This is a genomic window from Gordonia sp. GN26 (assembly GCF_054823965.1).
Genome location: NZ_JSYC01000004.1, coordinates 1 through 21,260, shown reverse-complemented (window position 1 = coordinate 21,260; position 21,260 = coordinate 1). Strand labels below are relative to the sequence as shown.

The window sequence follows — 21,260 nt, the reverse complement described above, 5'->3', positions numbered from 1 at the left end:
TTTCGATACGGCTCGTCGCTAGCGCTCCTCACCTACTCAACCAGCAGACGGACAGCTCGTCGCCAGCGCTCCTCACCTGATCAACCAGCGAGATGGTCACTTGGCGGCGTATTTGTAGGCGGCGCTCTGCTTCTCGCGTCTCTTCATGGCCTGGATCGCGTCGTGGTGGCGACGGGCGTGGTAGGCCAGCGGGAAGTAGGTCGCACGCTCGGGCAGGGTGCGGTAGGCGAACCGTAGGCGGCGGTGGATCTTCTCGAGATGGCGCTGCTCCTCGTCGGTCCACGTCAGGCCGAGGATCTCGCGCACGCGCGGGTCCATGACACCGACGGTGGTGAGGTAGTTGAAGTCCTGGAACGGGACCGACGCGGTGGCGGCGACCTTCTTGGCGGCCGGGCGCAACACCTTGGGAACGGTCTTCGGCACCGGCGGGGCGGCCCGCATCTGCTCGATGAGTTCGACGGCGACCGGGTGGCGGGTCAGTTTGTTCTCGATGAAGTCGTCGAAGTACTCGTCGAACTCCTCGAGGGTCTCGGGGTATCCCTTCATCGGGACCTGGACGATCTTGGCGATGCGACGGTTGTCGCGCAGCAGCTCCTTGCGCTCCTCGAGCGTGAACTCACGGCCGAGGACGAGCGGCGCGGCGGTGGTCATCGTGGGGAACGCGGTCGCGATGACCCACGCGTAGGCCTCCGGGTTGAGCGCACTGATGTGCTTGCCCTCGGCGTTGCGCATCTGCAGCGGTTGGTGCAGCTTGCGCAGGCGGTGTCCTTCGGCGATGGCTTCCTGGCCGCCGTAGGTCCAGCGCAGCACCGAGTCGGCGGACCGGATCGCACGCCCGACCGGATCCGTGCGGAACACCGAGTACTTGTTGACGACATCGCCGATCACCGGGTGCATCACCTGCATCACGAATGCCGCGCCGTTGATCGGCAGGAACGTGTAGAGACCGGTGAGCTGCGCGGTGAGCGAGTCGGGCGGGATCAGTTCGATCTCGTCGTCGCGGTGGTTGATGAGGCGGTCGGTGTCCTCGGGATCGGCAGTCGTCGGTTCGTCGTGTACCGCGGTCATGGTGCCCCCAACGTCGTTTTCGCCAGCGTGCTTTTCGACAACATTCGTAGTCAGATTAGCGCAGGAGCCGTCGGAAACCCAGGTTTCGATACGGCTCGTCGCTGCGCTCCTCGCCTACTCAACCGGCGGGGAGGCACGACCGACCAGCGAGAAGGCAGATCACAACCGGCGGGGAGGCACGACTGACCGGCGAGAAGGCGGACCTCAACCGGCGTGGAGGCACGACCGATTGGCGAGAAGGCAGATCTCACCCGGCGGCGAGGCACGACCGACCGAACAGCACAAGGCAGATCGCACCCACGGGGAGGCCAGGGTTTTCCTGTTCAGGCAGGGCCGATGATGACCGTGCGGGTGCCGAGGGCGCGTTCTCGGACGGTGAAGATCCGGGTGCCCTTCTTGCGGCCGGTGCGAATCTCACTGAGGTCCAGGCCCGCCGAGGACAGACGCGCGTAGGTCGCCTCGACGTCGGCGGACCGCCAGGCGACACCCCACAGCGAGGTCGCGGCAGGTGTCGGCGGTTCGGTCGAGGTCACCGCGGTGACGACCTCGATGATGAGGTCGCCGGCCCGGAAGAACAGCTGCCGTGCGTTGTCGCCGATCGGCTGGTCGAGGCGGAAGTCCAAGCCGAAGACGCCACCGAACAGCGCAACAGCCCGATCGCGGTCGTCGCAGGTGAAGACGAGGTGGTCCATCCCGGTCACGTCGCCGGCATGCGCCGACACCCCCAGGGTGTCGCGAGCGGCGACACCGAGCGGGGTCGTCTCCCCGATCACCCCGAGGGGCGACTCGACGACCGGGAAGCCGCGTCGGGCCAGCAGCTGATGCATCGTCGCGACGTCGTCGACCGCGAAGTACACGCGATGGCCGGCGTCCGCGTCACCCTCTTCGACGGGCGCCCGGCGCAACCGGAGCTCGGTGTTGCCGACCACCACCGGCGAATCGGCATCGGGCGCCCCGGATAAACCGAGAAGGGTCTCGTGCGTACGGGCGGCGAGTGCAGGGTCGGCGCAGGCGAGTTCGACGGTCGCGGTCGGGAACGAAGTCGGCGGGATCACCGCTTCTTCTTACCCTTTCGCCTGCGCGGTGTGGGCGGGGCGGGTCGATACGTCAGCGGTGCCGAACTGGTGATGTGCCAGGCGCCGCACGTGCACTCGTAGTAGCGCAGGGACAGCGTTCCCAATGCTCGCCGCATGATGCGATCGATGCCATCGAGCGCGTCGGCCGGCGACGAGAAGGGAAGCTTGTCCGGTGTCGGACACTCGGCCGTCTCGATCCGGCGCTCCGGCCGTCGAGCGGGACGGGTGTGCATCAGCTCGTGGAAAGCCGTACGTGCCTCGATCTCGCGGTAGAACGATTCGAGATCGTCGTCGGAGAAGGGCACGGGTCGATTATCCCCTCACCGCGGATCGTCGGCAGAATCGCGCCCGGTGCGCGACTAGCGCGCCATCCACAGACGACGGCGGATGACCTCACGCATACGGCGGAGCTCGGCGGCGCTCAAGGCCTCCGGCGGATCGGCGTCGACGATCCGGTTGAGCTCGGCGAAGAAGTCCCGATCAGACAGCCCGAATTCCTCGATGATCTGCGTCGACGACCCACCTCCCAACGGGTACCAGTGCTTCTCGAACTGGATCATCTGCTGCTGCCTGTCGTTCATTCCACCTCCAACTATGTTCTGTTCCGCATCGCGCCGGCACACGTCGTCCGGCTCAGAAAAGTCTCGATTTGTGCGTGACGGATGTCACCGCCGTCGTCCTTTGTACACCTGTCGTCCGACAGTTGGGAGCAAGTGACCCAGGGTGATTCGAATGTGTCTCACAACGTTCACCCGACGGTCATGAATTCCCGCCGAGCGCTCCCGGAAGACGGTCAGGCGTTCACCGAGGACGGGGTGTCGGAACGTCGTGAGTCGCGTCTGTTCGCCCGGATGCTGCTCGCGAGCGAGGCGCCTATGAAGGCCACTCCCACGAGGCCCGTGACGACCTCTTCGATGTGGTACTTCACGCCCAGCAGAAGGATGACCGCGAGCGCACCGATCGCCCAGTGCGCACCGTGTTCGAGGTACCGGTACTCCCCCAGCGTGCCCTGACGCACGAGGTAGATCGTGATGGACCGGACGAACATCGCGCCGATGAAACCGAGGCCGAGCGCGATGATGATCGGATCCGAGGTGATCGCGAAGGCACCGATCACGCCGTCGAAGGAGAACGACGCGTCGAGCACCTCGAGGTAGAGGAAGAGGAAGAACGCGGCCTTGCCGGTCGCCTTGGTCGCTCGGGTCGGACCGGGTTCGTCGTGTTCCGGGCCGTCGGACATGAACAGCGAGCTGAGTCCATCGACGGTGATGTAGGTGACCATGCCGAGGATCCCGGCGATCAGGACGGTGGCCCGGATGTCGTCGGCGGCGAGGAACTCGGCACAGAGCACGAGCGCGACAGACGCGAGCACGACCGGTAGCTGGTCGAGCTTGCCGATCTTGGCAAGCGGTCGTTCGAGCCACGTCAGCCAGGTGCGCTCCCGTTCGGTCAGCACGAAGTTGAGGAACAGCAGCAGCAGGAACATCCCGCCGAATGCGGCGATCTGCGGATGCGCCTCGGTCAGGATCGTCTCGTAACTGGGCCGACCGTCGGTGAAGTAGGCCTGCCCGTCGGGCGGAGGGTTGGTGGCCAGCCGCAGCGCCTCGGCCGGGTTCAGGCCGCCGGTGATCCAGACGATGAGCAGTGGGAAGAGCAGACGCATGCCGAAGACGGCGATGAGCACACCCACGGTCAGGAACATGCGCTGCCAGAACGCGGACATCCGCTCCAGGATCGTCGCGTTGATGACGGCGTTGTCGAAGGACAACGACACCTCGAGCACGCCGAGGATCGCGCACAACGCGAGCCCGGTCCAGCCGAGGTAGAGGTACGCGATGACCAGCGCGACCACTGACACGCCTGCGGACAGGCCGAAGATGCGGGCGATCACCGCAGCTTCTCGGCTTCCTTCGCGAGCTCGAGCAGAGTGTCGGTCAGCTCGGCGAGGACGTCATGGTCGGTACGCTCGGCGACCGCGGTGCCGAGGTCCTCGGCCGCGCATCGAAGAGCGAACATGCGATCGCCGAAGTCGGCGGCCTCGGCGGCGGAGAGGATCACGGCGTCGGCGGGAATGGAGGTGCCCTCGAGCAGCGTTCTCTGCTCATAGGCGCGCTGCCTGCACGAACGTTTGCAGTACTTGCGACGCCGGCCGAGTTCGGAGTCGACCATCATCGACCCGCACCACGCACAGTTGTACGGGCGACGCCGGTGATGAGAGAGCTGTTCCACATCGGAGACCGTACCCCGGTGGGACGCTCCGAAACCGGCACGGCACGTCGGGTGGCCGCCTCGGGTCAACACGGGTCGTCGGCAGGTGGCGGACCACCCCAGCGATTGCGCGTAGAATGTTTCTGTTGACGACTCAGTTGGCTGCGTTCGAAGGTGAACGCCGCACGAACACAGCTGATAGATCCGGCAAACTGAGAAATCTGACGAAGCTTTGAGAGGAATCCTTCATGGCAGATCGAGTACTTCGGGGTAGCCGCCTCGGCGCGGTGAGCTACGAGACCGATCGCGACCACGACCTCGCGCCGCGTCGCATCGTCCAGTACCGCACGGACAACGGTGAGATCTTCGACGTCCCCTTCGCCGACGACGCCGAGGTGCCGTCGAAATGGCCGTGCAAGAACGGCATGGAGGGCACGATCCTCGAGGGCGCAGAGCCCGAGGAGAAGAAGACGAAGCCGCCGCGCACCCACTGGGACATGCTGCTCGAGCGTCGTAGCGAGGAAGAGCTCGAGGTGCTCCTCAACGAGCGCCTCGAACTGCTGAAGCAGCGTCGCAAGGGCATCACGCACTGAGCCCCATCGCTTGACAGACAGACCGGCCCGGCAGGAACACCTGCCGGGCCGGTTTGTCTGTGTGTACTGCTGAGCTAGGAGCTCTTGACGATGCCCAGTCGCTCGAGGCGACTCTGGATTCCCCAGCGCGCGACCATGGTGAAGGCCTCCGACATGACGCCGCCGCTCATCTTGGACACGCCCAATTCGCGTTCGGTGAACGTGATCGGCACCTCGCGGACGTCGAACCCGGCCCGCACGGTCCGCCAGGCGAGATCGATCTGGAAGCAGTACCCGGCCGACTCGACGGTGTCGAGCTGGATCTTCTCCAGCACGCCGCGTCGGTAGGCGCGGAAGCCGGCGGTGATGTCGTGGACCTTGGCGCCGAGCGCGACCCGGGCGTAGGTATTGGCACCCCGCGAGAGGAACTCGCGGTGCTTGGGCCAGTTCACCAGCTTGCCGCCGGGCACGTACCGGGATCCGATGACGAGGTCGGCGCCGTCGTTGATGGCGTCGAAGAGGCGATGCAGCTGCTCGGGCGCGTGACTGCCGTCGGCGTCCATCTCGACGATGACCGGGTAGTCGCGGCTCAGGCCCCACGCGAACCCGGCGAGGTAGGCCTTGCCGAGGCCGTCCTTCTCCTGGCGGTGCATCACGTGGATGCGGCCCGACTCCTTGCCGTTGTCGGCATGTGCCTCGGCGTCCTTGCGAGCCAGTTCTTCGGCGACCTCACCGGTGCCGTCCGGGCTGGAATCGTCGACGACCAGCAGGTGCACGCCGGGCAGGGCGGCCTGGAGGCGTTCGACGATCACCGGCAGGTTGTCGCGCTCGTTGAACGTCGGCACGACGACCAGTGCGCCCGCCCCGTCGGCGCCGACCACCGGCTGCGGCGCGCCGCCTGACTGCCGCTGTCCTGCCGAGGCGTCAATCCCCGATGCCATCGAGCTCCTTAAATGTCACCGGACGCCCGTGCGGCGTCCCTGCGTGGCTTGAGTGTGAACCTAGTACGCGAGGCCAGCGCAAACAAAAGACCGCTCACCGCCACGACGATCGCGAGTGCCTCGGGCCACACCCCGAGGCGGGTCGCAAGGGTCTCGCCGTCGTGCAGCGGGAGGGTGCTGGTCAGCACGTCCGAGGCGAAGATGCCGGATTGCTCGGTGATCGAGCCGTCGGCGTCGATGATCGCGCTCACACCGCTGGTCGCGGCGACGACCACAGCACGTCCGTGCTCGACGGCACGCACCTGCGACATCGCCAGCTGCTGATACGTCATCTCCGTGCGACCGAAGGTCGCATTGTTGGTGGGGACGAAGAGCATCTGCGCCCCATCGCGGATCGACTGGCGGGCCGCACGGTCGAAGGCGACCTCCCAGCAGGTCGCGACACCCACGGTGACCTCACCCGAGCGGCCGGGCACGTCCACGACGGTGCGACCGGTGCCCGGTTTGAAGTTGCCGGCCATGTCCGCATACGACGAGAAGAGTCGGAAGAACGAGCGCCAGGGCAGGTACTCACCGAACGGCTGCACAATGTGCTTGTCGTAGCGGTCGACGGGTCCCTCGGCCCCGTCCCAGACGAGCACCGAGTTGGTGGGGCGGCCGTCGGAATTGCGGATCAAAGTGCCCAGGAGGATCGGGGCACCGACCGCCTCGGAGGCATGGGTGATCTCGGCGGCGGCGTCGGCGTTGTCCAACGGTGAGATGTCCGAGGCGTTCTCCGGCCACAGCACGAAGTCGGGTGGGGCGGCGAGGCCGGCGTCGACCGCCTGGGCGTAGCCGATGGTGGTGCGCACATGGTTGTCGAGGACGGCACGACGCTGCGCGTTGAAGTCCAGGCCCAGGCGCGGCACGTTGCCCTGCACCGCACCGATACGCACCGACTGCGATGAGATGGTGCGGTCGATGGTGGCCGGGGTCAGAGCGATCGCCGCCACGGGTGCGAGCAGGGCGATGGCCACCGCGAGGGTCGCGACCCGCACGAACCCCGACGGCTGGTCCGCGGTGAGCGCCGCCGCCGAGCGGGTGGATCGGCGGTAGGCGGAGACGAGAACGATCAGCAGCCAGGCGACCGAGGCGCCGAACAACGCCACCCCGGCCGACAGCCCCGGTGCGCCCAGTACGGACGCCAGTGGCAGGAGTGGGCCGTCGACCTGGCTGAAAGCGGTCCTCCCCCACGGGAAGCCGCCGAACGGGAACGACGATCGCAGGGCCTCGACGAGAACCCACGACAGCATGAACCAGACGGGCGGTACCGGGAGCCGCATGGTCAGGGTCGCGATCGCGCCGAAGAGGGCGAGGTACCCGGACAGCAGCACCGACAACGCGAGCCACGGCAGCGGGCCGACGTAGACGCCGATCCACGGGAGCAGCGGGATGAAGAAGGCGAGACCGAAGACGAAGCCGACCCACGCACCCGTACGCACCCGCGGACGCCGTACGTACAGCGCGGTGAAGAGCACACCGAGCCCGAAGACCGCGAGGAACCACCAATTGCGGGGCGGGAAGGCCGCCCACATCGCCAGACCGGCGACGATCGCGGCCAGTGTGCGAAGACTCCAGTCCCAGGTCAGGGTGAAGCGACGCGAGCGCGCCTCGGTCTCCTCCGGGAATGTCATCGTGTCGGTGACGTTCACCCGGCGTCCCGGTCGAAGAGAACCTGTCCGCGATGCACGGTCCGAACACACCGCGGCAGTTCGGCTCCCGGGGAGACGTCCGGCAGGGCGGGCACGCGCGAACGCGGGTCGGTGGACCAGCGCTGCACCTTCTCGTGGGAGCCGGCGACGACGAGGTCGTCGACCTCCCAGACGGCGAAGCTCGCGGGGGCGCCGGGGCTCAGGGTGCCGGTGAGGCCGTCGTTGATGCCACCGGCGCGCCAGCCCCCGCGGGTTGCCGCCGCGAAGGCACCGCGGGCCGAGATCGCGTTGGTGGGCTGGTGATGGTGGACTGCGGCCCGGATCGTCGACCAGGGGTCGATCGGCGTGACCGGGGCATCGGACGAGAACGAGAGCGCCACACCGGTTTTGGCGAGCATGGCGAAATCGTTGAGGGTTGCCGCGCGGGCCGTGCCGAGCCGGGCGTCGTAGAGGTCGCCCTCGCCGCCCCATTCGGCGTCGAAATGCGGCTGCATGCTGGCGATCACGCCGCAGCGTGCCAGGACCTCCGCGTCGCGGGCGGTGACCATCTCGGCGTGCTCGAGCCGGTGGGCGCAGCGGGCGATCGCCGGGGTGCCCAGTTCGTCGGCGAGTTCGGTGAGAGCGGCGACGACGGCGCCGGTGGCAGCATCACCGATGACGTGGAAGCCGGACTGGATGCCGGCGAGCGTGCAGCCGCGGAGGTGATCGCGGATCGTCTCCATGTCGAGGTAGCTGATGCCGCGGGTGTCCGGGGCGTCGGTGTACGGCTCGTTGAGCCACGCGGTGTGCGACCCGATCGCGCCGTCGATGAAGAGGTCACCGCCGAGTGCGTGGGCGCGGGTGATGGTCATCAGTTCGGCCGCGTGGTCGGCGTCGGTGACGGTCTGTCCCCAGTAGCGGCGGATCTCGACGGGGTGGTCGAGGTCGGCGATGGCCAGGAAGTCGTCCATCCCGCTGATGTCGGGGCCGCCGTTCTCGTGGACGGCGACGACACCGTGCGCGGCGGCCACGTCGAGTGCACGACGTTGCGCCCGCTCACGGTGTGCGGCGGTGACGAGGAGTCGGGCTGCACCGCGGACGAGGTGATGAGCCTCCGCGACGAGCGGCTCCTCCGGGTGGTAACCGACGGCGTCGGCCAGCTCGGGGACCAGGCGACGCAGCGCGGTGGATGCGACCGCGGAGTGTTCGTCGACGCGGGCCAGATAGACCGGGCGACCGCCGACGACCGCGTCGAGCTCGCTGGTCGTCGGGAAGCGGCCGTCCTCGGGTTCGGGACCCTCCCATGTCGAGTCGTCCCAGCCGAGTCCCCAGAGGAGGTCGCCCTCGTCGTGGCCGGCAGCGGCGTCGTCGGCGACCGTCTTCTCGACGAGACGCAGGCAGTGAGTCCGGCTGGTCGCCTCGTTGAGGGTGAGGCCGTCGAGCGAGAGACCGGTGGACGTGAGGTGCACGTGCGAGTCGACGAATCCCGGGCTGACGAACAGCCCGTTCAGATCGACGATCTCCGCATCCGGGTGGAGTGCTCGGCCGACGTCATCGGTACCGACCCACACCACCACCCCATCGGTGATGGCCATCGCGGTCGCGTCGGGGGCGGCCGCCGAGTACACGGCACCGCCGAGAAGCAGTTGGGTTGCCACGATCATTCAGTCTGCCTTGCCAAGGGTGAATGTGGCCGGGAGGGGTGTCGCGGGGCGTGCCCAGGTCAGCGCGTGGGCGGCAGCTGCGAGGTGGTCATCGGTGCCGATCCTGGGCCGAAGCCGGTTCCGGGCGTGTCCGACTCCACAACCGTGCCGTCGACGACGGTCCCGCCACCGGGAACGCTGCCGCCGCGGATTCGGCTGCCGTAGACGCCGGTGGCGTATAGGCCCGCGCGGTCCATCGCGGTCGCCATCCGCTTGGCGCCCACGGCCACCACGACCGGGCGCAACACCTTGCGGGTCGGCGGGAAGAGCAGCAGGATGCCGGCGAGTGTCGACACGACGCCGGGGATGACCAACAGGATCGTCGAGGTGGCAACCAGGGCGGTGTCGGCCAGCGGCGCCCGCGCGTCGACCTCGTTGTTGGCGGCGCGCCGCAGCTCACCGAAGACCTTGCGGCCCTGCGAGCGCAGCGTCAGGAACCCCAGGACGCCGGCCGCGATGCTGATCAGCACGGCCCAGCCGAATCCGAGCCACACTGCGATCGCCACGAAGGCGGCGATCTCCAGTAGGGCGTACACGGCGAAGTAGCGGAGTGCCATGGTCGTCTCACCTGTCTTTCGGTGCCTTGTGGGCACCCCTCGATGTCAGGGTCTGGCGGGGTAACGAACGAGGGAGCGATTTTTCTCCCGGGGGTTTGACCTCGATACGCGGCGTCCTCGCTCGCTCGGTCGTCGCTACTCGGCCAGCAGGACGTCAGTCTTCCCCGCGGGCCTCGATGTCGCCCTCGGTCTGCAGGTACACGTTGCGCAGCTGATCGAGGAGTTCGGCGGGCGGTTCGTGCCACATGTCCCGTTCGACGGCCTCGAGCAGGCGTTCGGCGATGCCGTGCAGTGCCCAGGGGTTGGACTGCTGCATGAACTCCTGATTGGTCACGTCGAGGACATAGGACTCGGTGAGCTTCTCGTACATCCAGTCGGCGACGACGTCGGTGGTGGCGTCGTAGCCGAAGAGGTAGTCGACGGTCGCGGCCATCTCGAAGGCACCCTTGTATCCGTGGCGCTGCATCGCCGAGATCCAGCGCGGGTTGACGACGCGAGCGCGGAACACGCGGGCGGTCTCCTCCGACAGCGTGCGGGTGCGGACGGAGTCGGGCCGGGTGCTGTCACCGATGTAGGCCTCGGGCGCCGTCCCGGTCAGCGCGCGGACGGTCGCCACCATGCCGCCGTGGTACTGGAAGTAGTCGTCGGAGTCGGCGATGTCGTGCTCACGGGTGTCGGTGTTCTTGGCGGCCACCGCGATCCGCTTGTAGGCGGCGCGCATGTCGTCGACCGCCGGGACACCGTCGAGTCCGCGGCCATAGGCGTAGCCGCCCCACTCGGTGTAGACCCGTGCGAGGTCCTCGTCGCTGCGCCAGTCGCGGGAGTCGATGAGCTGCAGGATTCCGGCACCGTAGGTTCCGGGCTTGGAGCCGAAGACGCGGGTGACAGCACGACGACGGTCGCCGTGTTCGGCCATCGCGGCGCGGACGTGGGCGGCGACGAAATTCTGCTCGTCCGGTTCGTCGGCCGCCGCGGCGAGCGCGACCGCGTCGTCGAGCATCGCGACCACGTGCGGGAAGGCGTCCCGGAAGAATCCGGAGATCCGGACCGTGACGTCGATGCGCGGGCGGCCCAGTTCGGCGAGGTCGATGAGTTCGAGATCGACGACGCGGCGCGACATCTCGTCCCACACCGGCATCACACCGAGCAGGGCGAGAACCTCGGCGACGTCGTCGCCGGATGTGCGCATGGCGCTGGTCCCCCACACCGACAACCCGACCGACGCCGGGTGGTGGCCGTGGTCGGTGACATAGCGGTCCAGCAGCGAGTCGGCCATCGCGCGACCGGTTTCCCACGCCAGCCGTGAGGGCACGGCCTTCGGGTCGACGGAATAGAAGTTGCGGCCGGTCGGCAGCACGTTGATCAGCCCGCGCAGCGGGGAGCCACTGGGGCCGGCGGGGATGAAGCCGCCGTCGAGGGCGTGAAGGACGCGGGGCACCTCCCCCGTCGTCTGCCGCAGACGCGGGACGACTTCGGTGGCCGCGAAACGCAGGACATCGCCGACCGCATCGGGCAGTCCGGCGGTGGCCTCGGCGACGGCGGTCGGAGACCAGTCGTCCTTCGCACACGCCGCGACCAGTTCGCGGGCCTGCGCCTCGACGACATCGACGGTCCCGCGTTCGGCGGTGCCGTCTTCGACCAGGCCCAGCGCCTCGCGGAGTCCAGGCAGCGCCGACGTGCCTCCCCACAGTTGTCGGGCGCGCAGCATCGCGAGGACGAGGTCGACTTCGGCGTCGTCGCGCGGGGGCTCGCCGAGAACGTGGAGGCCGTCGCGGATCTGGACGTCCTTGATCTCGCACAGCCAACCGTCGACGTGCAGGAGCATGTCGTCGAAGACCTCTTCGTCGGGGCGTTCGGTGAGTCCGAGGTCGTGGTCCATCTTCGCCGCGGTGAGCAGCGTCCAGATCTGCTGGCGGATCGCCGGGAGTTTCGCGGGGTCGAGGGCGGTGATGTTGGCGTGTTCGTCGAGCAGCTGCTCGAGGCGGGCGATGTCGCCGTAGGATTCGGCGCGCGCCATCGGTGGGATCAGGTGGTCGACGAGGACGGCATGTGCCCGGCGCTTGGCCTGGGTCCCCTCTCCCGGGTCGTTGACGAGGAACGGGTAGATCAGCGGGAGATCGCCGAGGGCCGCGTCGGTTCCGCAGTTCGCGGACATGCCGAGGTTCTTGCCCGGCAGCCACTCGAGGTTGCCGTGCTTGCCGACATGCACGATCGCGTCGGCACCGAACCCGGCCTGGCCCGAGGCTTGCCGGGCCGCGATCCACCGGTAGGACGCCAGGTAGTGGTGCGACGGCGGCAGATCGGGGTCGTGGTAGATCGCGACCGGATTCTCGCCGAAACCGCGCGGCGGCTGCACCATGATCGCGATGTTGCCGAAAGTCAGTGCGGCGATGACGATGTCGCCGTCGGGGTTGGTCGACCGGTCGACGAACAGCTCGCCGGGCGCCTCGCCCCAGTGTTCGACGACGGCGCTGCGCAATTCCTCCGGCAGCGTCTCGAACCAGGCGCGGTACTCCGCAGCGGGCAGGCGGATCGGGTTGGCGGCGAGGGTCTCTTCGGTCAGCCAGTCCGGGTCCTGGCCGCCGGTGGCGATGATCTCGTGGATCAGCGCATCCGAATCATCTTCGGCGAGGCCGGGTATCGCGCCGGGACCGGATTCGGGTCCGATGTCGTAGCCTGCCGCGCGCAGTGCCGAGAGCAGACGCAGCAGGCTGCGCGGGGTGTCGAGGCCGACGGCGTTGCCGATGCGGGCGTGTTTGGTGGGGTACGCCGACAGCATGACGGCGACGCGCTTGTCGGCGGCCGGGATCCCCCGTAACCGAGCATGGGACACCGCGATGCCGGCCACACGGGCGCAGCGTTCGGGGTCCGGTTGATACCAGGGCAAACCGTCGTCGTCGAACTCCTTGAAGGAGAACGGGACCGTGATGATGCGGCCGTCGAACTCCGGCACCGCCACCTGTGTCGCGACGTCGAGCGGTGACAGGCCGTCGTCGCTCGCCTCCCAGTCCGCGCGAGAACCGGTGAGGCACAGGCCCTGCAGGATCGGGATGTCGAGTGCGGCAAGTCGTTCGATGTTCCACGCCTCGTCGTCGCCGCCGGCCGATGCGGTCGCCGGGGTCGCTCCCCCGGCCGCCAGAACGGTGACCACGAGGGCGTCGACCGTGCCGAGGAGCTCGATCAGGTCGTCGGGAGCGGTACGCAGGGACGCGCAGAAAATCGGCAGTGCACGGGCGCCACGCTCCTCGATGGCGCTGCAGAGCGCGTCGATGTAGCGGGTGTTCCCGGCGAGGTGCTGGGCTCGGTAGTAGAGGACCGCGATGGTCGGCCCTTCGTGGCTCGTCGCTCGCGCTCCTCGCACCTCAGGGAGCAAGGGGGACGCAGGGTTCGAGGAACGCTGGAGAATTCCCCAGGCCGGGGTCTGCTGGGGTGGTTCGAAGCCGTATCCGGTGAACAGCACGGTGTCGGACAGGAAGTGATGCAGGTTGACGATGTTCTCGACGCCACCGGCGGCGAGGTAGTCGTGCGCCTGAGCGGCGACCCCGGCCGGCACCGTCGAATGGGCCATCAGGTCAGGATCCGGCTGCTGCTCGCCGGAACACACCACCAGCGGTTTGCCCGTCGCCTCGACCGCGGCGAGTCCCTCTTCCCAGGCGCGCGTTCCGCCGAGGATGCGGACGACGATCAGGTCGGCGTCGGCGGCGAGGGCCGGGATCTCGTCGACGAGGAGCCGTGCAGGATTCGCGCCGCGAAACCCCACCTCGGGGTTCGCCTCGCCGGCGGCCGCCGCGGTCAGCAGGTCGGTATCCGAGGTCGAGAGCAGCAGAATCATCGTGTCTCCTCGCCGGGTTGTCGCGCCCGGAGTGTCGGGTGTGTGCGAGGGACTGGTCTGGCTGGGGCACCCGGTTTTCGTCGGGACCCGTCACAGTGGCGCGACCGCGCCGGATTCTCACCGGCTTCAGCCCGCTCGCGGTTGGGTCTCAGCGTACGGCGACCGGTCGGCGAAGTCCTCACCTGGGCCGGTCGTAGGCTGAGGGAATGACTGAGGCGGCCGAACCCGCTCCCGGCACGACGATCCGGGAGACCGCGATCCGGGAGTCTGGGGATCGTTGTCCCGGCGTATTCAGCACGCACGAGGCGCAGGACGGCGCGCTGGCCCGAATCCGGCTCCCCGGAGGCCGGATCCGCGCCGACCAGCTCACCACCCTCGCCCAGGCGGCAGCCGCTCACGCCGACGGCTTCCTCGAACTGACCGCACGCGGGAACCTGCAGCTCCGAGGCATCACCGACGTCGAGGCCGTGGCCGACGCCGTGGTGAACGCCGGCCTTGCGCCCAGCTCGTCGCACGACAGGGTGCGCAACATCGAGGTCAGCCCGCTGACCGGCCGCATCGGCGGCATCGCCGACGCCGGTCCGCTGGCAACGGCGCTCGACGACGCACTGCGGGCCGATCCGTCGGCCTCCTCGATCTCGGGACGGTTCTTGTTCGGGATCGACGACGGCCGGGGCGACATCCGGCGCCGCGGCGCCGATGCGTGTGCGGTGGTGCGATCGGGCGAACCCGTGGTCGCCGACATCTTCATCGGTGGAGTCCCGGTCGGGTCGGCCGAAGGGCCGGACGGGATCGTCGAGGCACTCATCGCGGTGGCCGTCGGCCTGAACAAGGTGGCACCCGGCGCCTGGCGGGTACGAGATCTCGGCGCCGAGGACCGAAGCAGCCTGGAGCGCCGCGTCGCCGAAATCCTCACCCCCCTGGTCGAATCCGGCGAAGAAGACATACCGGACCCGCCGGGGCCGATCGTGGGCTGGTTCGATCAGGACGACGGATCGGTGCTGCTCGGCTCGGTCGTCGAACTCGGCCGGCTGCCCGCGCGCCTGGCCGAGTTCATCGGCGCGGTCGAGTCGCCGGTGGTCTTCACCCCGGACCGGGAGATCCTGATCTGCGACCTCGGTGAAGGTGTGGCCGAGACCGTGGTGCGGGTTCTCGCGCCGATGGGTCTGATCTTCGACGCGAACTCGCCGTGGGCGCGAGTCAGCTGCTGTGTGGGCGCCCCCGGCTGCGGATCCGCCAACGCCCCGGTGCGCGACGACCTTCTCGCACACGTGGAGGTGGGCCTCCCGGTCGGCGACCGCGAACATTGGGTCGGTTGTGAACGTCGCTGCGGCTCCCCCGCGGGCGCTCACCTGTCGGTGCAGGCCACGCCCGGGGGCGGGTACGACCGGCATCGCCGCTAGGCTCGTGCGCACCATGACCGAGTACCTGCGCGACGGCGCCGCGATCTACCGCCAGTCCTTTGCAACGATCCGGGCCGAGTCGGACCTGTCCGCCTTCGACTCCGATGTGTCGACCGTGGTCGTCCGAATGATCCACGCCTGCGGACAAACCGATCTCACGCGCGACGTCGTCGCGACGCCCGGCGTCGTGCGCGCGGCCCGCGGGGCACTCGAGGCCGGCGCCCCGATCCTCTGCGACGCGTCGATGGTGGCCTCCGGAATCACCCGCAAACGTCTGCCGGCCGACAACGAAGTGCTGTGCCACCTCTCCGAACCGGGCCTCGCCGCCCTCGCCGAGGAGATGGGTACCACAAGAACCGCTGCCGCCCTACAGTTCTGGTTGCCACGCCTCGAGGGTTCGGTCGTCGCGATCGGCAATGCCCCGACCGCGTTGTTCGCCCTGCTCGACATGATCGACGAGGGCGCGCCCCGCCCGGCCGCGATCGTCGGCGCACCTGTCGGTTTCGTCGGCGCGGCGGAATCCTGTGAGGCCCTCGCTGCCCGCACCGATCTCGAGTTCATCACCGTCACCGGTCGTCGTGGCGGGTCGGCGATCACCGCCGCTGCCGTCAACGCGCTCGCCACCCCTCAGGAGTGAATGTGCCTGCAGTCAACGACGACGTCATTCCGGGCAAGCTCTGGGGCATCGGCCTCGGCCCCGGCGACAGCGAACTCATGACGGTCAAGGCCGCGCGGGTGATCAGCACCGCCGACGTGGTCGCGTATCACTGTGCGCGCCATGGCAACAGCATCGCGCGGTCGGTCGCCGAACCGTACCTGCGGGACGACCAGACCGAAGAGCGGCTCATGTACCCGGTCACCACCGAGACCACCGACCATCCCGGGGGCTACCAGGGCGCGCTCGACGACTTCTACACCGAAAGCGCGGAGCGACTCGCCGTCCACCTGCGTGCGGGCCGGGACGTCGTCCTTCTCGCCGAAGGGGATCCGCTCTTCTACAGCTCCTACATGCACATGCACAAGCGGCTGTCCCCGCACTTCGACGCCGAGATCGTGCCGGGTGTGACGTCGGTGAGCGCGGCGTCGGCGGCCACCGGCATTCCGCTGGTCGAGGGCGAGGAGACCCTCACGGTGGTGCCGGGTACGGCGTCGACGGAGGAGCTGCTCTTCCGTTTCCGCTCTGCCGACGCCATCGTCATCATGAAGCTGGGTCGCACCTTCGAACGGGTGCGGGAGGCGTTGCGCGAGGCGGGTCGTCTCGACGAGGCCTTCTATGTCGAACGGGCCTCGACCACCGTCGAACGTGTGCTACCGGCCGCGGACGTGAATCCTGCTGAGGTGCCGTACTTCTCGATCCTCGTGGTTCCCGGCCGCCGGAACAACCCGCGCTTCGAGCCGGAACCGGTACCGGGCGAGCTGGTGGTCGTCGGCCTGGGACCGGGCCACGACAGCTGGACGACGCCGGAGGTGCGCGCCGAAATCGCCACCGCCACCGACCTGGTCGGTTACACGACCTACCTCAAGCGCGTGACCCCGCGGCCCGGCCAGCGCGTGCACGCCAGCGACAACCGGGTCGAGTCCGAACGCGCCGAATTCGCACTCGACCTCGCCCGACGTGGTGCCCGGGTGGCCGTGGTGTCATCGGGCGACCCCGGTGTCTTCGCCATGGCGGCCGCGGTCGCCGAGGTGGCCGCCGAGCCGCAGTGGCATGACGTCCCGGTCCGGGTGGTTCCGGGTGTCACCGCCGCAACCGCGGTGGCGGCGGCCGTCGGTGCGCCTCTCGGTCACGACTTCGCGGTGATCTCCCTGTCCGACCGCCTCAAGCCGTGGTCGGTGATCGAACGTCGCATCCGTGCCGCACTGGCCGCCGACCTGGTCATCGCCGTCTACAACCCGGGTTCGGCGAGCCGCTCATGGCAGGTCGGGGCCCTCAAACACACGCTGTTGCAGACGGTGTCGCCGGATCGCGTCGTCGTTCTCGGTCGCGACGTGGGTGGCCCGGAACAGACGCTGTGCACCACAACCGTCGCCGACCTCGACCCGGAAGTCGTCGACATGCGGACGCTGCTCATCATCGGGTCATCGGCGACCCGCGTCGTCTCGCGCGCCGCCGGCTCCCTGGTGTTCACGCCCCGCCGGCACACCCCGGCCGATGAGCCGGAACAGATCTCAGCCGAGCAGCCGCTCGAGCCAAGCCTGGGCGGCAGCGACGTCTGACACCGCCGGGACGTCGGGTTCGATCGGACGGTCGACGACGATCACGTCGATGCCCAGGGTCGCGGCGGCGTCGAGTTTCGCCTTCGTCAGCGCTCCCCCGCTGTTCTTGGTGACGAGCAGATCGATCCGGTTCTCGCGCAGGAGTGCGAGCTCCGAGTCGTAGTCGTACGGTCCTCGGGACCGCAGGATCTCGTGGTGTGCAGGCAGTTCCGCGGTCGGCGGGTCGACGACGCGGATGAGGAACCAGACGTCGTCGATGCCGGCGAACTCGCCGACATCCTGGCGGCCCGTGGTCAGTAGCACCCGCGTTCCGCGGCGTCGTACCTCGTCGGCGGCAACCGCGAGATCCGGAACGCGGATCCAGCGGTCGGCCTGGGTCGGGACCCAGGGTTCGCGACGGAGCCGGAGCAGCGGCACCCCTGCCTCCGACGCGGCCTGCGCGGCGTTGCGGGTGATGGTCGCCGCGAACGGATGGGTGGCGTCGACGACGGCCTGAATCCGGTTGCTGATCAGCCACTCCCGCAGACCGTCGACTCCCCCGAAGCCGCCGATCCGGACCGGGCCGACAGGCAGGCGGGGATTGTCCACGCGCCCGGCGAGGGAGCTGATGACAGACCGTCCGGCGTCGAGGAGTCCGGCCGCCAGTCCACGTGCTTCGCCGGTGCCGCCGAGGATGAGGATCTGTTGATCGGTCATGGGTGCGGTGTCTCGCGGAGTTTCGTCATCCGGGCGTGGGAGTACAGGTAGCTGTCGGTGACCTCGGGGTGCGCCGCGGCGTCCAGGACGCTACCGACGAAGATGATCGCGGTCTTGCGGATATCGGCGACGTGCAGCGTCTCGGGTAGCCGGCTCAGCGGACACCGCACCACCTGCTGGTTCGGCCGACTCGCGAAAGCGACGGTCGCGGTGGGGCACTCCGAACCGTAATGCGGTGTGAGCGCTTCGACGATCTGTTCGGCGCGGTGTGCGGCGAGATGGAGGGCGAGTGTCACTCCGGTTGCGGCGAGGCTTGCCAGGTCCTCGCCGTCGGGCATGTCGGTCGACAGCGTCGACACCCGGGTGATGAGCAGGCTCTGACCCACGCCGGGCACGGTGAGTTCGGTGTCGAGCGCCGCGGCCGCGGCGGAGAAGGCGGGCACCCCGGGCACGATCTCGAACGGGATGCCGCGAGCCCGGAGTTCGCGTTGCTGTTCGGCCAGCGCGGAGTAGATCGACAGGTCACCGGAGTGCAGGCGGGCGATGTGATCCCCGCGTTCGTGAGCGGAGACGATGTGATCGACGATGTCGGACAGCGGCATCCGCGCGGTGTCGACGAGGACGGCGTCGTCGGGGCACAGGTCGAGCATCTCGTCGGGTACCAGCGAGCCGGCGTACAGACAGGTGCGGCACTCCCCCAGCAGCCGCGCGCCGCGCAGGGTGATCAGGTCGGGGGCACCGGGGCCGGCGCCGATGAAGTAGACGGTCATGCCTTCGGTCCCGCCTCGTGTGCTGGGTCGTCTCTGGTTGCGGCCCACTGGACGATCGGCAGCGCCGGCCGCCAGGTGGTCATCGTCCCGAGCGGCGCGACGGTCTCCACGGACAGGCGTCGCAGGGTGCCGCCGCGTTCGGCGTGCCAACGGACCAGGATCTCCTGGTTCTCCACGGTGACGGCATTGACGACGATCCGTCCGGACGGTCGGAGTGCGTTCCAGGCGGCGTTCAGGACCTTCTCGTCGAGGCCGCCGCCGATGAACACCGCGTCGGGAGACGGTGCGTCGGACAGGGCTTCGGGTGCCGCACCGCGAAGCGACAGGCGATGGCCGACGCCGTGCCGTCGGGCGTTGGAGGTCAGGCGTTGGGCCCGTTCGGCGTTCTGTTCGAAGGCGATCGCACGTCCGCGGTCGTCGGCGCGCAGCCATTCGATGGCCACACTTCCGGAACCAGAGCCGATGTCCCAGAGCAGTTGCGGTCCGGCCGGTTCGAGAGCGGCGACCGTGATCGCACGGATCGTGGACTTGGTGATCTGGCCGTCGTGGTCGTAGGTGTCGTCGTCACGGCCGGGCATCCTGCTACGACGAGGTCCGGCGCAGTCGACGGCCACGATGTTGAGCGGGTCCACGGGTGAATTCGCCCACGATTCCGCGGTCGAGGAACGGATGCGCTCGTCGGGCCCACCGAGTTGTTCGAGCACGGTCATCGTCGAGTCGCCGAACCCGTTCTGCGCGAGCAGTTCCGAGATAGCTGCCGGGGTCGTGTCGTCGCGGCTGAGGATGAGGAGACGTCCGCCGCCGGTGGCCTCGGTGAGAACGACCTCGGCGTCGGCGGTCACGGCACTGACGATCCGGGTCGTGGCGAGGTCCCAGCCGAGACGCGCGCAGGCCAGGCTCACGCTGGACACCGCCGGATAGATCCGCACCCGGTCGGCGCCCACCCGCCCGACGATGCTGGCGCCGACGCCGTGGAACATGGGATCACCGCTGGCCAGGATGTGGATCTGACCGGAAGCGATCTCGAGGACTTCGGCGAGGTGTGCCGACATCGGGGAGCGCCACGCCTCCCGTGTACCGGTCAGTTCGTGCTCGACCTCGTCGAGTAAAGCGAGTTGCCGTGTGGCGCCGTAGATCACGCGGGCACCGCGTAGTTCGTCGCGCGCCGCGTCGCCGAGTCCGCGCCAGCCGTCGGCGCCGATCCCGACGACCACGAACCGCGGCGGTACGCCCGAACCCGACGGCGTGGAGCTCATCGGGGCATTCTCCGCCACACCGCACGAGGGAGAAGACGCATGCCGAAGAAGACCGGCCGCAGCACCGCCGGGATCCAGACGTCGCCGCGACCCTTGCGGTACGCACGGGCAACGGCGTCGGCGACCTGGTCGGGGGTCTTCGAGAAGGGTGCGGGTTTCACGCCGGACTCCATCAGCTCCTTGGTCATAGCGCCGATCACGAAGCCGGGTCGGGCGAGGAGCAGCCGAACGCCGGTGCCGTGCAGCGAGTCCGCCATGCCGCTGGCGAAACCGTCGAGGCCGGCCTTGGTGGAGCCATAGACGAAGTTGGCCCGGCGCACGCGGATACCGGCGACCGAGGAGAAAACGATCATCGTGCCGGACCCCTGCGCGCGCAGGGCGGCGGCCAGCGGAATCAGAACACTGACGTGTGCGTAGTAGTCCGTGTGCGCGATCTGCAGGGCATGCGCGACATCGGCTTCCGCGCGCGCCTGGTCGCCGAGAATCCCGAAGGCGACGATCGCGATGCCGATCGGGCCGAACTTCTCGGCCAGCGAGGCGATCAACCCGGGGTGGCTGTCGATGTCGTTCGCGTCGAAGGCCACGGTGTGCACGGCGGTCGCGCCGGCGTCGAGCAGGACGGCCTTCTGGTCGGCGAGGTCGTCGGGCCGACGGGCCGCGAGGACCACCGTCCGTCCTTCGGCCAGGCGCTGTGCGGTGGCCACCCCGATCTCACTGCGGCCGCCGAACAGGACGAGCGAACCCGGAGATGTCTCAGACGCCATGCACAGCAGTATCGCACCAGCCCCGGGGCCCTCCTGCCACCCCGTCGCGCTAGCGTGGCTGTCATGCCACGCACCGCTGCCGACATCGGCCCCGCCGCCGTCGAGTTCCTGACCGAACGCCACCTCGGCACACTCACGACGCTGCGCGCCGACGGGACACCGCATTCGGTCGCGGTCGGATTCACCTGGGACCCCGACGCCGGGCTCGCGCGGGTGATCACGTTCGACGGCAGCCAGAAGGTGCGCAACGTCGAACGCGGTGGCTATGCGGCGGTGACGAACGTCGAGGGTCCGCGCTGGCTGACCCTGGAGGGCCCGGCGCGCATCAGCCGCGAACCGGACCGCGTCCGCGAGGCCGAACAGCGCTACGCGCAGCGGTACCGGCAGCCCAAGCCCAACCCCCGACGCGTGGTGATCGAGATCAGCGTGTCGCGGGTGCTCGGGTCGGCGTCGCTGTTCGGTTAGACCGTTGTTCGGGTGACCTCGATACGCGGCACCCTCGCTCCGCTCGGTCGTCGCTACTCGGC

General features: G+C 68.8%; 20 protein-coding genes. 5 read left to right on the top strand and 15 right to left on the bottom strand.

Annotated elements, in window-relative coordinates:
* Positions 1–96: 96 nt before the first annotated feature.
* The 6 genes from OK17_RS00890 to OK17_RS00865 form a co-directional block, all read right to left on the bottom strand.
* The gene (locus tag OK17_RS00890; protein WP_461416393.1) at positions 97–1,068 is read right to left on the bottom strand and encodes an oxygenase MpaB family protein; all 972 of its coding nucleotides are present in this window, start codon (positions 1,066–1,068) and stop codon (positions 97–99) included.
* 323 nt (positions 1,069–1,391) lie between these two features.
* On the bottom strand, positions 1,392–2,123 hold the full coding sequence (locus tag OK17_RS00885) for a VOC family protein (RefSeq protein WP_461416392.1): 732 nt from the start codon (positions 2,121–2,123) through the stop codon (positions 1,392–1,394).
* Positions 2,120–2,449, bottom strand: coding sequence for a hypothetical protein (locus tag OK17_RS00880; protein ID WP_461416391.1), 330 nt, complete (start codon positions 2,447–2,449; stop codon positions 2,120–2,122). Before OK17_RS00880 ends, OK17_RS00885 begins: the two co-directional genes overlap by 4 nt.
* 54 nt (positions 2,450–2,503) lie before the next feature.
* Positions 2,504–2,725 carry a DUF3263 domain-containing protein gene (locus OK17_RS00875; RefSeq protein ID WP_461416390.1) on the bottom strand — a complete coding sequence of 74 codons (222 nt, stop codon included), beginning with the start codon at positions 2,723–2,725 and terminating at the stop codon, positions 2,504–2,506.
* A gap of 212 nt (positions 2,726–2,937) precedes the next feature.
* On the bottom strand, positions 2,938–4,035 hold the full coding sequence (locus tag OK17_RS00870; RefSeq protein WP_461416389.1) for a DUF475 domain-containing protein: 1,098 nt from the start codon (positions 4,033–4,035) through the stop codon (positions 2,938–2,940).
* The gene (locus OK17_RS00865; protein ID WP_461416394.1) at positions 4,032–4,316 is read right to left on the bottom strand and encodes a hypothetical protein; all 285 of its coding nucleotides are present in this window, start codon (positions 4,314–4,316) and stop codon (positions 4,032–4,034) included. Before OK17_RS00865 ends, OK17_RS00870 begins: the two co-directional genes overlap by 4 nt.
* Positions 4,317–4,600: 284 nt before the next feature.
* Here OK17_RS00865 and OK17_RS00860 point away from each other — a divergent pair, with 284 nt between their 5' ends.
* Positions 4,601–4,945, top strand: a complete 345-nt coding sequence (locus tag OK17_RS00860) for an RNA polymerase-binding protein RbpA (protein WP_006864744.1) — start codon at positions 4,601–4,603, stop codon at positions 4,943–4,945.
* Positions 4,946–5,019: 74 nt separating this feature from the next.
* Here OK17_RS00860 and OK17_RS00855 read toward each other — a convergent pair whose 3' ends face one another.
* The 5 genes from OK17_RS00855 to cobN all read right to left on the bottom strand — a co-directional run bounded on the left by OK17_RS00855 (position 5,020) and on the right by cobN (position 13,627).
* Positions 5,020–5,865, bottom strand: coding sequence for a polyprenol monophosphomannose synthase (locus OK17_RS00855; protein WP_461416388.1), 846 nt, complete (start codon positions 5,863–5,865; stop codon positions 5,020–5,022).
* 8 nt (positions 5,866–5,873) lie between these two features.
* The gene (lnt, locus tag OK17_RS00850) at positions 5,874–7,556 is read right to left on the bottom strand and encodes an apolipoprotein N-acyltransferase (protein WP_461416387.1); all 1,683 of its coding nucleotides are present in this window, start codon (positions 7,554–7,556) and stop codon (positions 5,874–5,876) included.
* Complete coding sequence (locus OK17_RS00845; protein ID WP_461416386.1) at positions 7,553–9,193, bottom strand: amidohydrolase; 1,641 nt, start codon at positions 9,191–9,193, stop codon at positions 7,553–7,555. Before OK17_RS00845 ends, lnt begins: the two co-directional genes overlap by 4 nt.
* Before the next feature lie 65 nt (positions 9,194–9,258).
* Positions 9,259–9,795 (bottom strand): FxsA family protein, encoded by a 537-nt coding sequence (locus OK17_RS00840; RefSeq protein WP_461416385.1) that lies wholly within the window; start codon positions 9,793–9,795, stop codon positions 9,259–9,261.
* A gap of 154 nt (positions 9,796–9,949) precedes the next feature.
* Entirely contained in the window at positions 9,950–13,627 is a 3,678-nt protein-coding gene (gene cobN, locus OK17_RS00835) for a cobaltochelatase subunit CobN (protein WP_461416384.1), read from the bottom strand.
* 206 nt (positions 13,628–13,833) lie between these two features.
* Here cobN and cobG point away from each other — a divergent pair, with 206 nt between their 5' ends.
* From cobG to OK17_RS00820, 3 genes are read left to right on the top strand one after another with little or no spacing between them, the layout of a single operon-like run.
* A complete protein-coding gene (cobG, locus tag OK17_RS00830; protein ID WP_461416383.1) occupies positions 13,834–15,030 on the top strand; it encodes a precorrin-3B synthase in 1,197 nt (398 codons plus the stop codon).
* A gap of 13 nt (positions 15,031–15,043) precedes the next feature.
* Positions 15,044–15,667 carry a precorrin-8X methylmutase gene (locus tag OK17_RS00825; RefSeq protein ID WP_232715172.1) on the top strand — a complete coding sequence of 208 codons (624 nt, stop codon included), beginning with the start codon at positions 15,044–15,046 and terminating at the stop codon, positions 15,665–15,667.
* Between the two features lie 2 nt (positions 15,668–15,669).
* Positions 15,670–17,247, top strand: a complete 1,578-nt coding sequence (locus tag OK17_RS00820; RefSeq protein ID WP_461416382.1) for a precorrin-2 C(20)-methyltransferase — start codon at positions 15,670–15,672, stop codon at positions 17,245–17,247.
* Here OK17_RS00820 and OK17_RS00815 read toward each other — a convergent pair.
* Genes OK17_RS00815 through OK17_RS00800 form a run of 4 tightly spaced genes read right to left on the bottom strand, consistent with a single transcriptional unit; the run spans position 17,200 to position 20,733 of the window.
* Positions 17,200–17,943 (bottom strand): cobalt-precorrin-6A reductase, encoded by a 744-nt coding sequence (locus OK17_RS00815; RefSeq protein ID WP_232715170.1) that lies wholly within the window; start codon positions 17,941–17,943, stop codon positions 17,200–17,202. The genes OK17_RS00820 and OK17_RS00815 overlap by 48 nt on opposite strands.
* Positions 17,940–18,713 carry a precorrin-4 C(11)-methyltransferase gene (cobM, locus tag OK17_RS00810; protein WP_461416381.1) on the bottom strand — a complete coding sequence of 258 codons (774 nt, stop codon included), beginning with the start codon at positions 18,711–18,713 and terminating at the stop codon, positions 17,940–17,942. Before cobM ends, OK17_RS00815 begins: the two co-directional genes overlap by 4 nt.
* Positions 18,710–19,969, bottom strand: coding sequence for a precorrin-6y C5,15-methyltransferase (decarboxylating) subunit CbiE (gene cbiE / locus OK17_RS00805; protein ID WP_461416380.1), 1,260 nt, complete (start codon positions 19,967–19,969; stop codon positions 18,710–18,712). Before cbiE ends, cobM begins: the two co-directional genes overlap by 4 nt.
* Complete coding sequence (locus tag OK17_RS00800; RefSeq protein ID WP_461416379.1) at positions 19,966–20,733, bottom strand: SDR family NAD(P)-dependent oxidoreductase; 768 nt, start codon at positions 20,731–20,733, stop codon at positions 19,966–19,968. The genes cbiE and OK17_RS00800 overlap by 4 nt, the downstream gene beginning before the upstream one ends.
* 63 nt (positions 20,734–20,796) lie before the next feature.
* Between OK17_RS00800 and OK17_RS00795 the strand changes: the two genes are divergently transcribed.
* Positions 20,797–21,198: a PPOX class F420-dependent oxidoreductase gene (locus tag OK17_RS00795; RefSeq protein WP_232715166.1), complete on the top strand. Its 402-nt coding sequence runs from the start codon at positions 20,797–20,799 to the stop codon at positions 21,196–21,198.
* Positions 21,199–21,260: the final 62 nt, after the last annotated feature.

Bases quoted from the DNA above. Each gene is read 5' to 3' on its own strand.
- OK17_RS00890 (WP_461416393.1), bottom strand. From the start codon at position 1,068: ATGACCGCGGTACACGACGAACCGACGACTGCCGATCCCGAGGACACC.
- OK17_RS00875 (WP_461416390.1), bottom strand. From the start codon at position 2,725: ATGAACGACAGGCAGCAGCAGATGATCCAGTTCGAGAAGCACTGGTAC.
- OK17_RS00865 (WP_461416394.1), bottom strand. From the start codon at position 4,316: ATGATGGTCGACTCCGAACTCGGCCGGCGTCGCAAGTACTGCAAACGT.
- OK17_RS00860 (WP_006864744.1), top strand. From the start codon at position 4,601: ATGGCAGATCGAGTACTTCGGGGTAGCCGCCTCGGCGCGGTGAGCTAC.
- OK17_RS00855 (WP_461416388.1), bottom strand. From the start codon at position 5,865: ATGGCATCGGGGATTGACGCCTCGGCAGGACAGCGGCAGTCAGGCGGC.
- OK17_RS00840 (WP_461416385.1), bottom strand. From the start codon at position 9,795: ATGGCACTCCGCTACTTCGCCGTGTACGCCCTACTGGAGATCGCCGCC.
- cobN (WP_461416384.1), bottom strand. From the start codon at position 13,627: ATGATTCTGCTGCTCTCGACCTCGGATACCGACCTGCTGACCGCGGCG.
- cobG (WP_461416383.1), top strand. From the start codon at position 13,834: ATGACTGAGGCGGCCGAACCCGCTCCCGGCACGACGATCCGGGAGACC.
- OK17_RS00825 (WP_232715172.1), top strand. From the start codon at position 15,044: ATGACCGAGTACCTGCGCGACGGCGCCGCGATCTACCGCCAGTCCTTT.
- OK17_RS00815 (WP_232715170.1), bottom strand. From the start codon at position 17,943: ATGACCGATCAACAGATCCTCATCCTCGGCGGCACCGGCGAAGCACGT.
- cobM (WP_461416381.1), bottom strand. From the start codon at position 18,713: ATGACCGTCTACTTCATCGGCGCCGGCCCCGGTGCCCCCGACCTGATC.
- cbiE (WP_461416380.1), bottom strand. From the start codon at position 19,969: ATGAGCTCCACGCCGTCGGGTTCGGGCGTACCGCCGCGGTTCGTGGTC.
- OK17_RS00800 (WP_461416379.1), bottom strand. From the start codon at position 20,733: ATGGCGTCTGAGACATCTCCGGGTTCGCTCGTCCTGTTCGGCGGCCGC.
- OK17_RS00795 (WP_232715166.1), top strand. From the start codon at position 20,797: ATGCCACGCACCGCTGCCGACATCGGCCCCGCCGCCGTCGAGTTCCTG.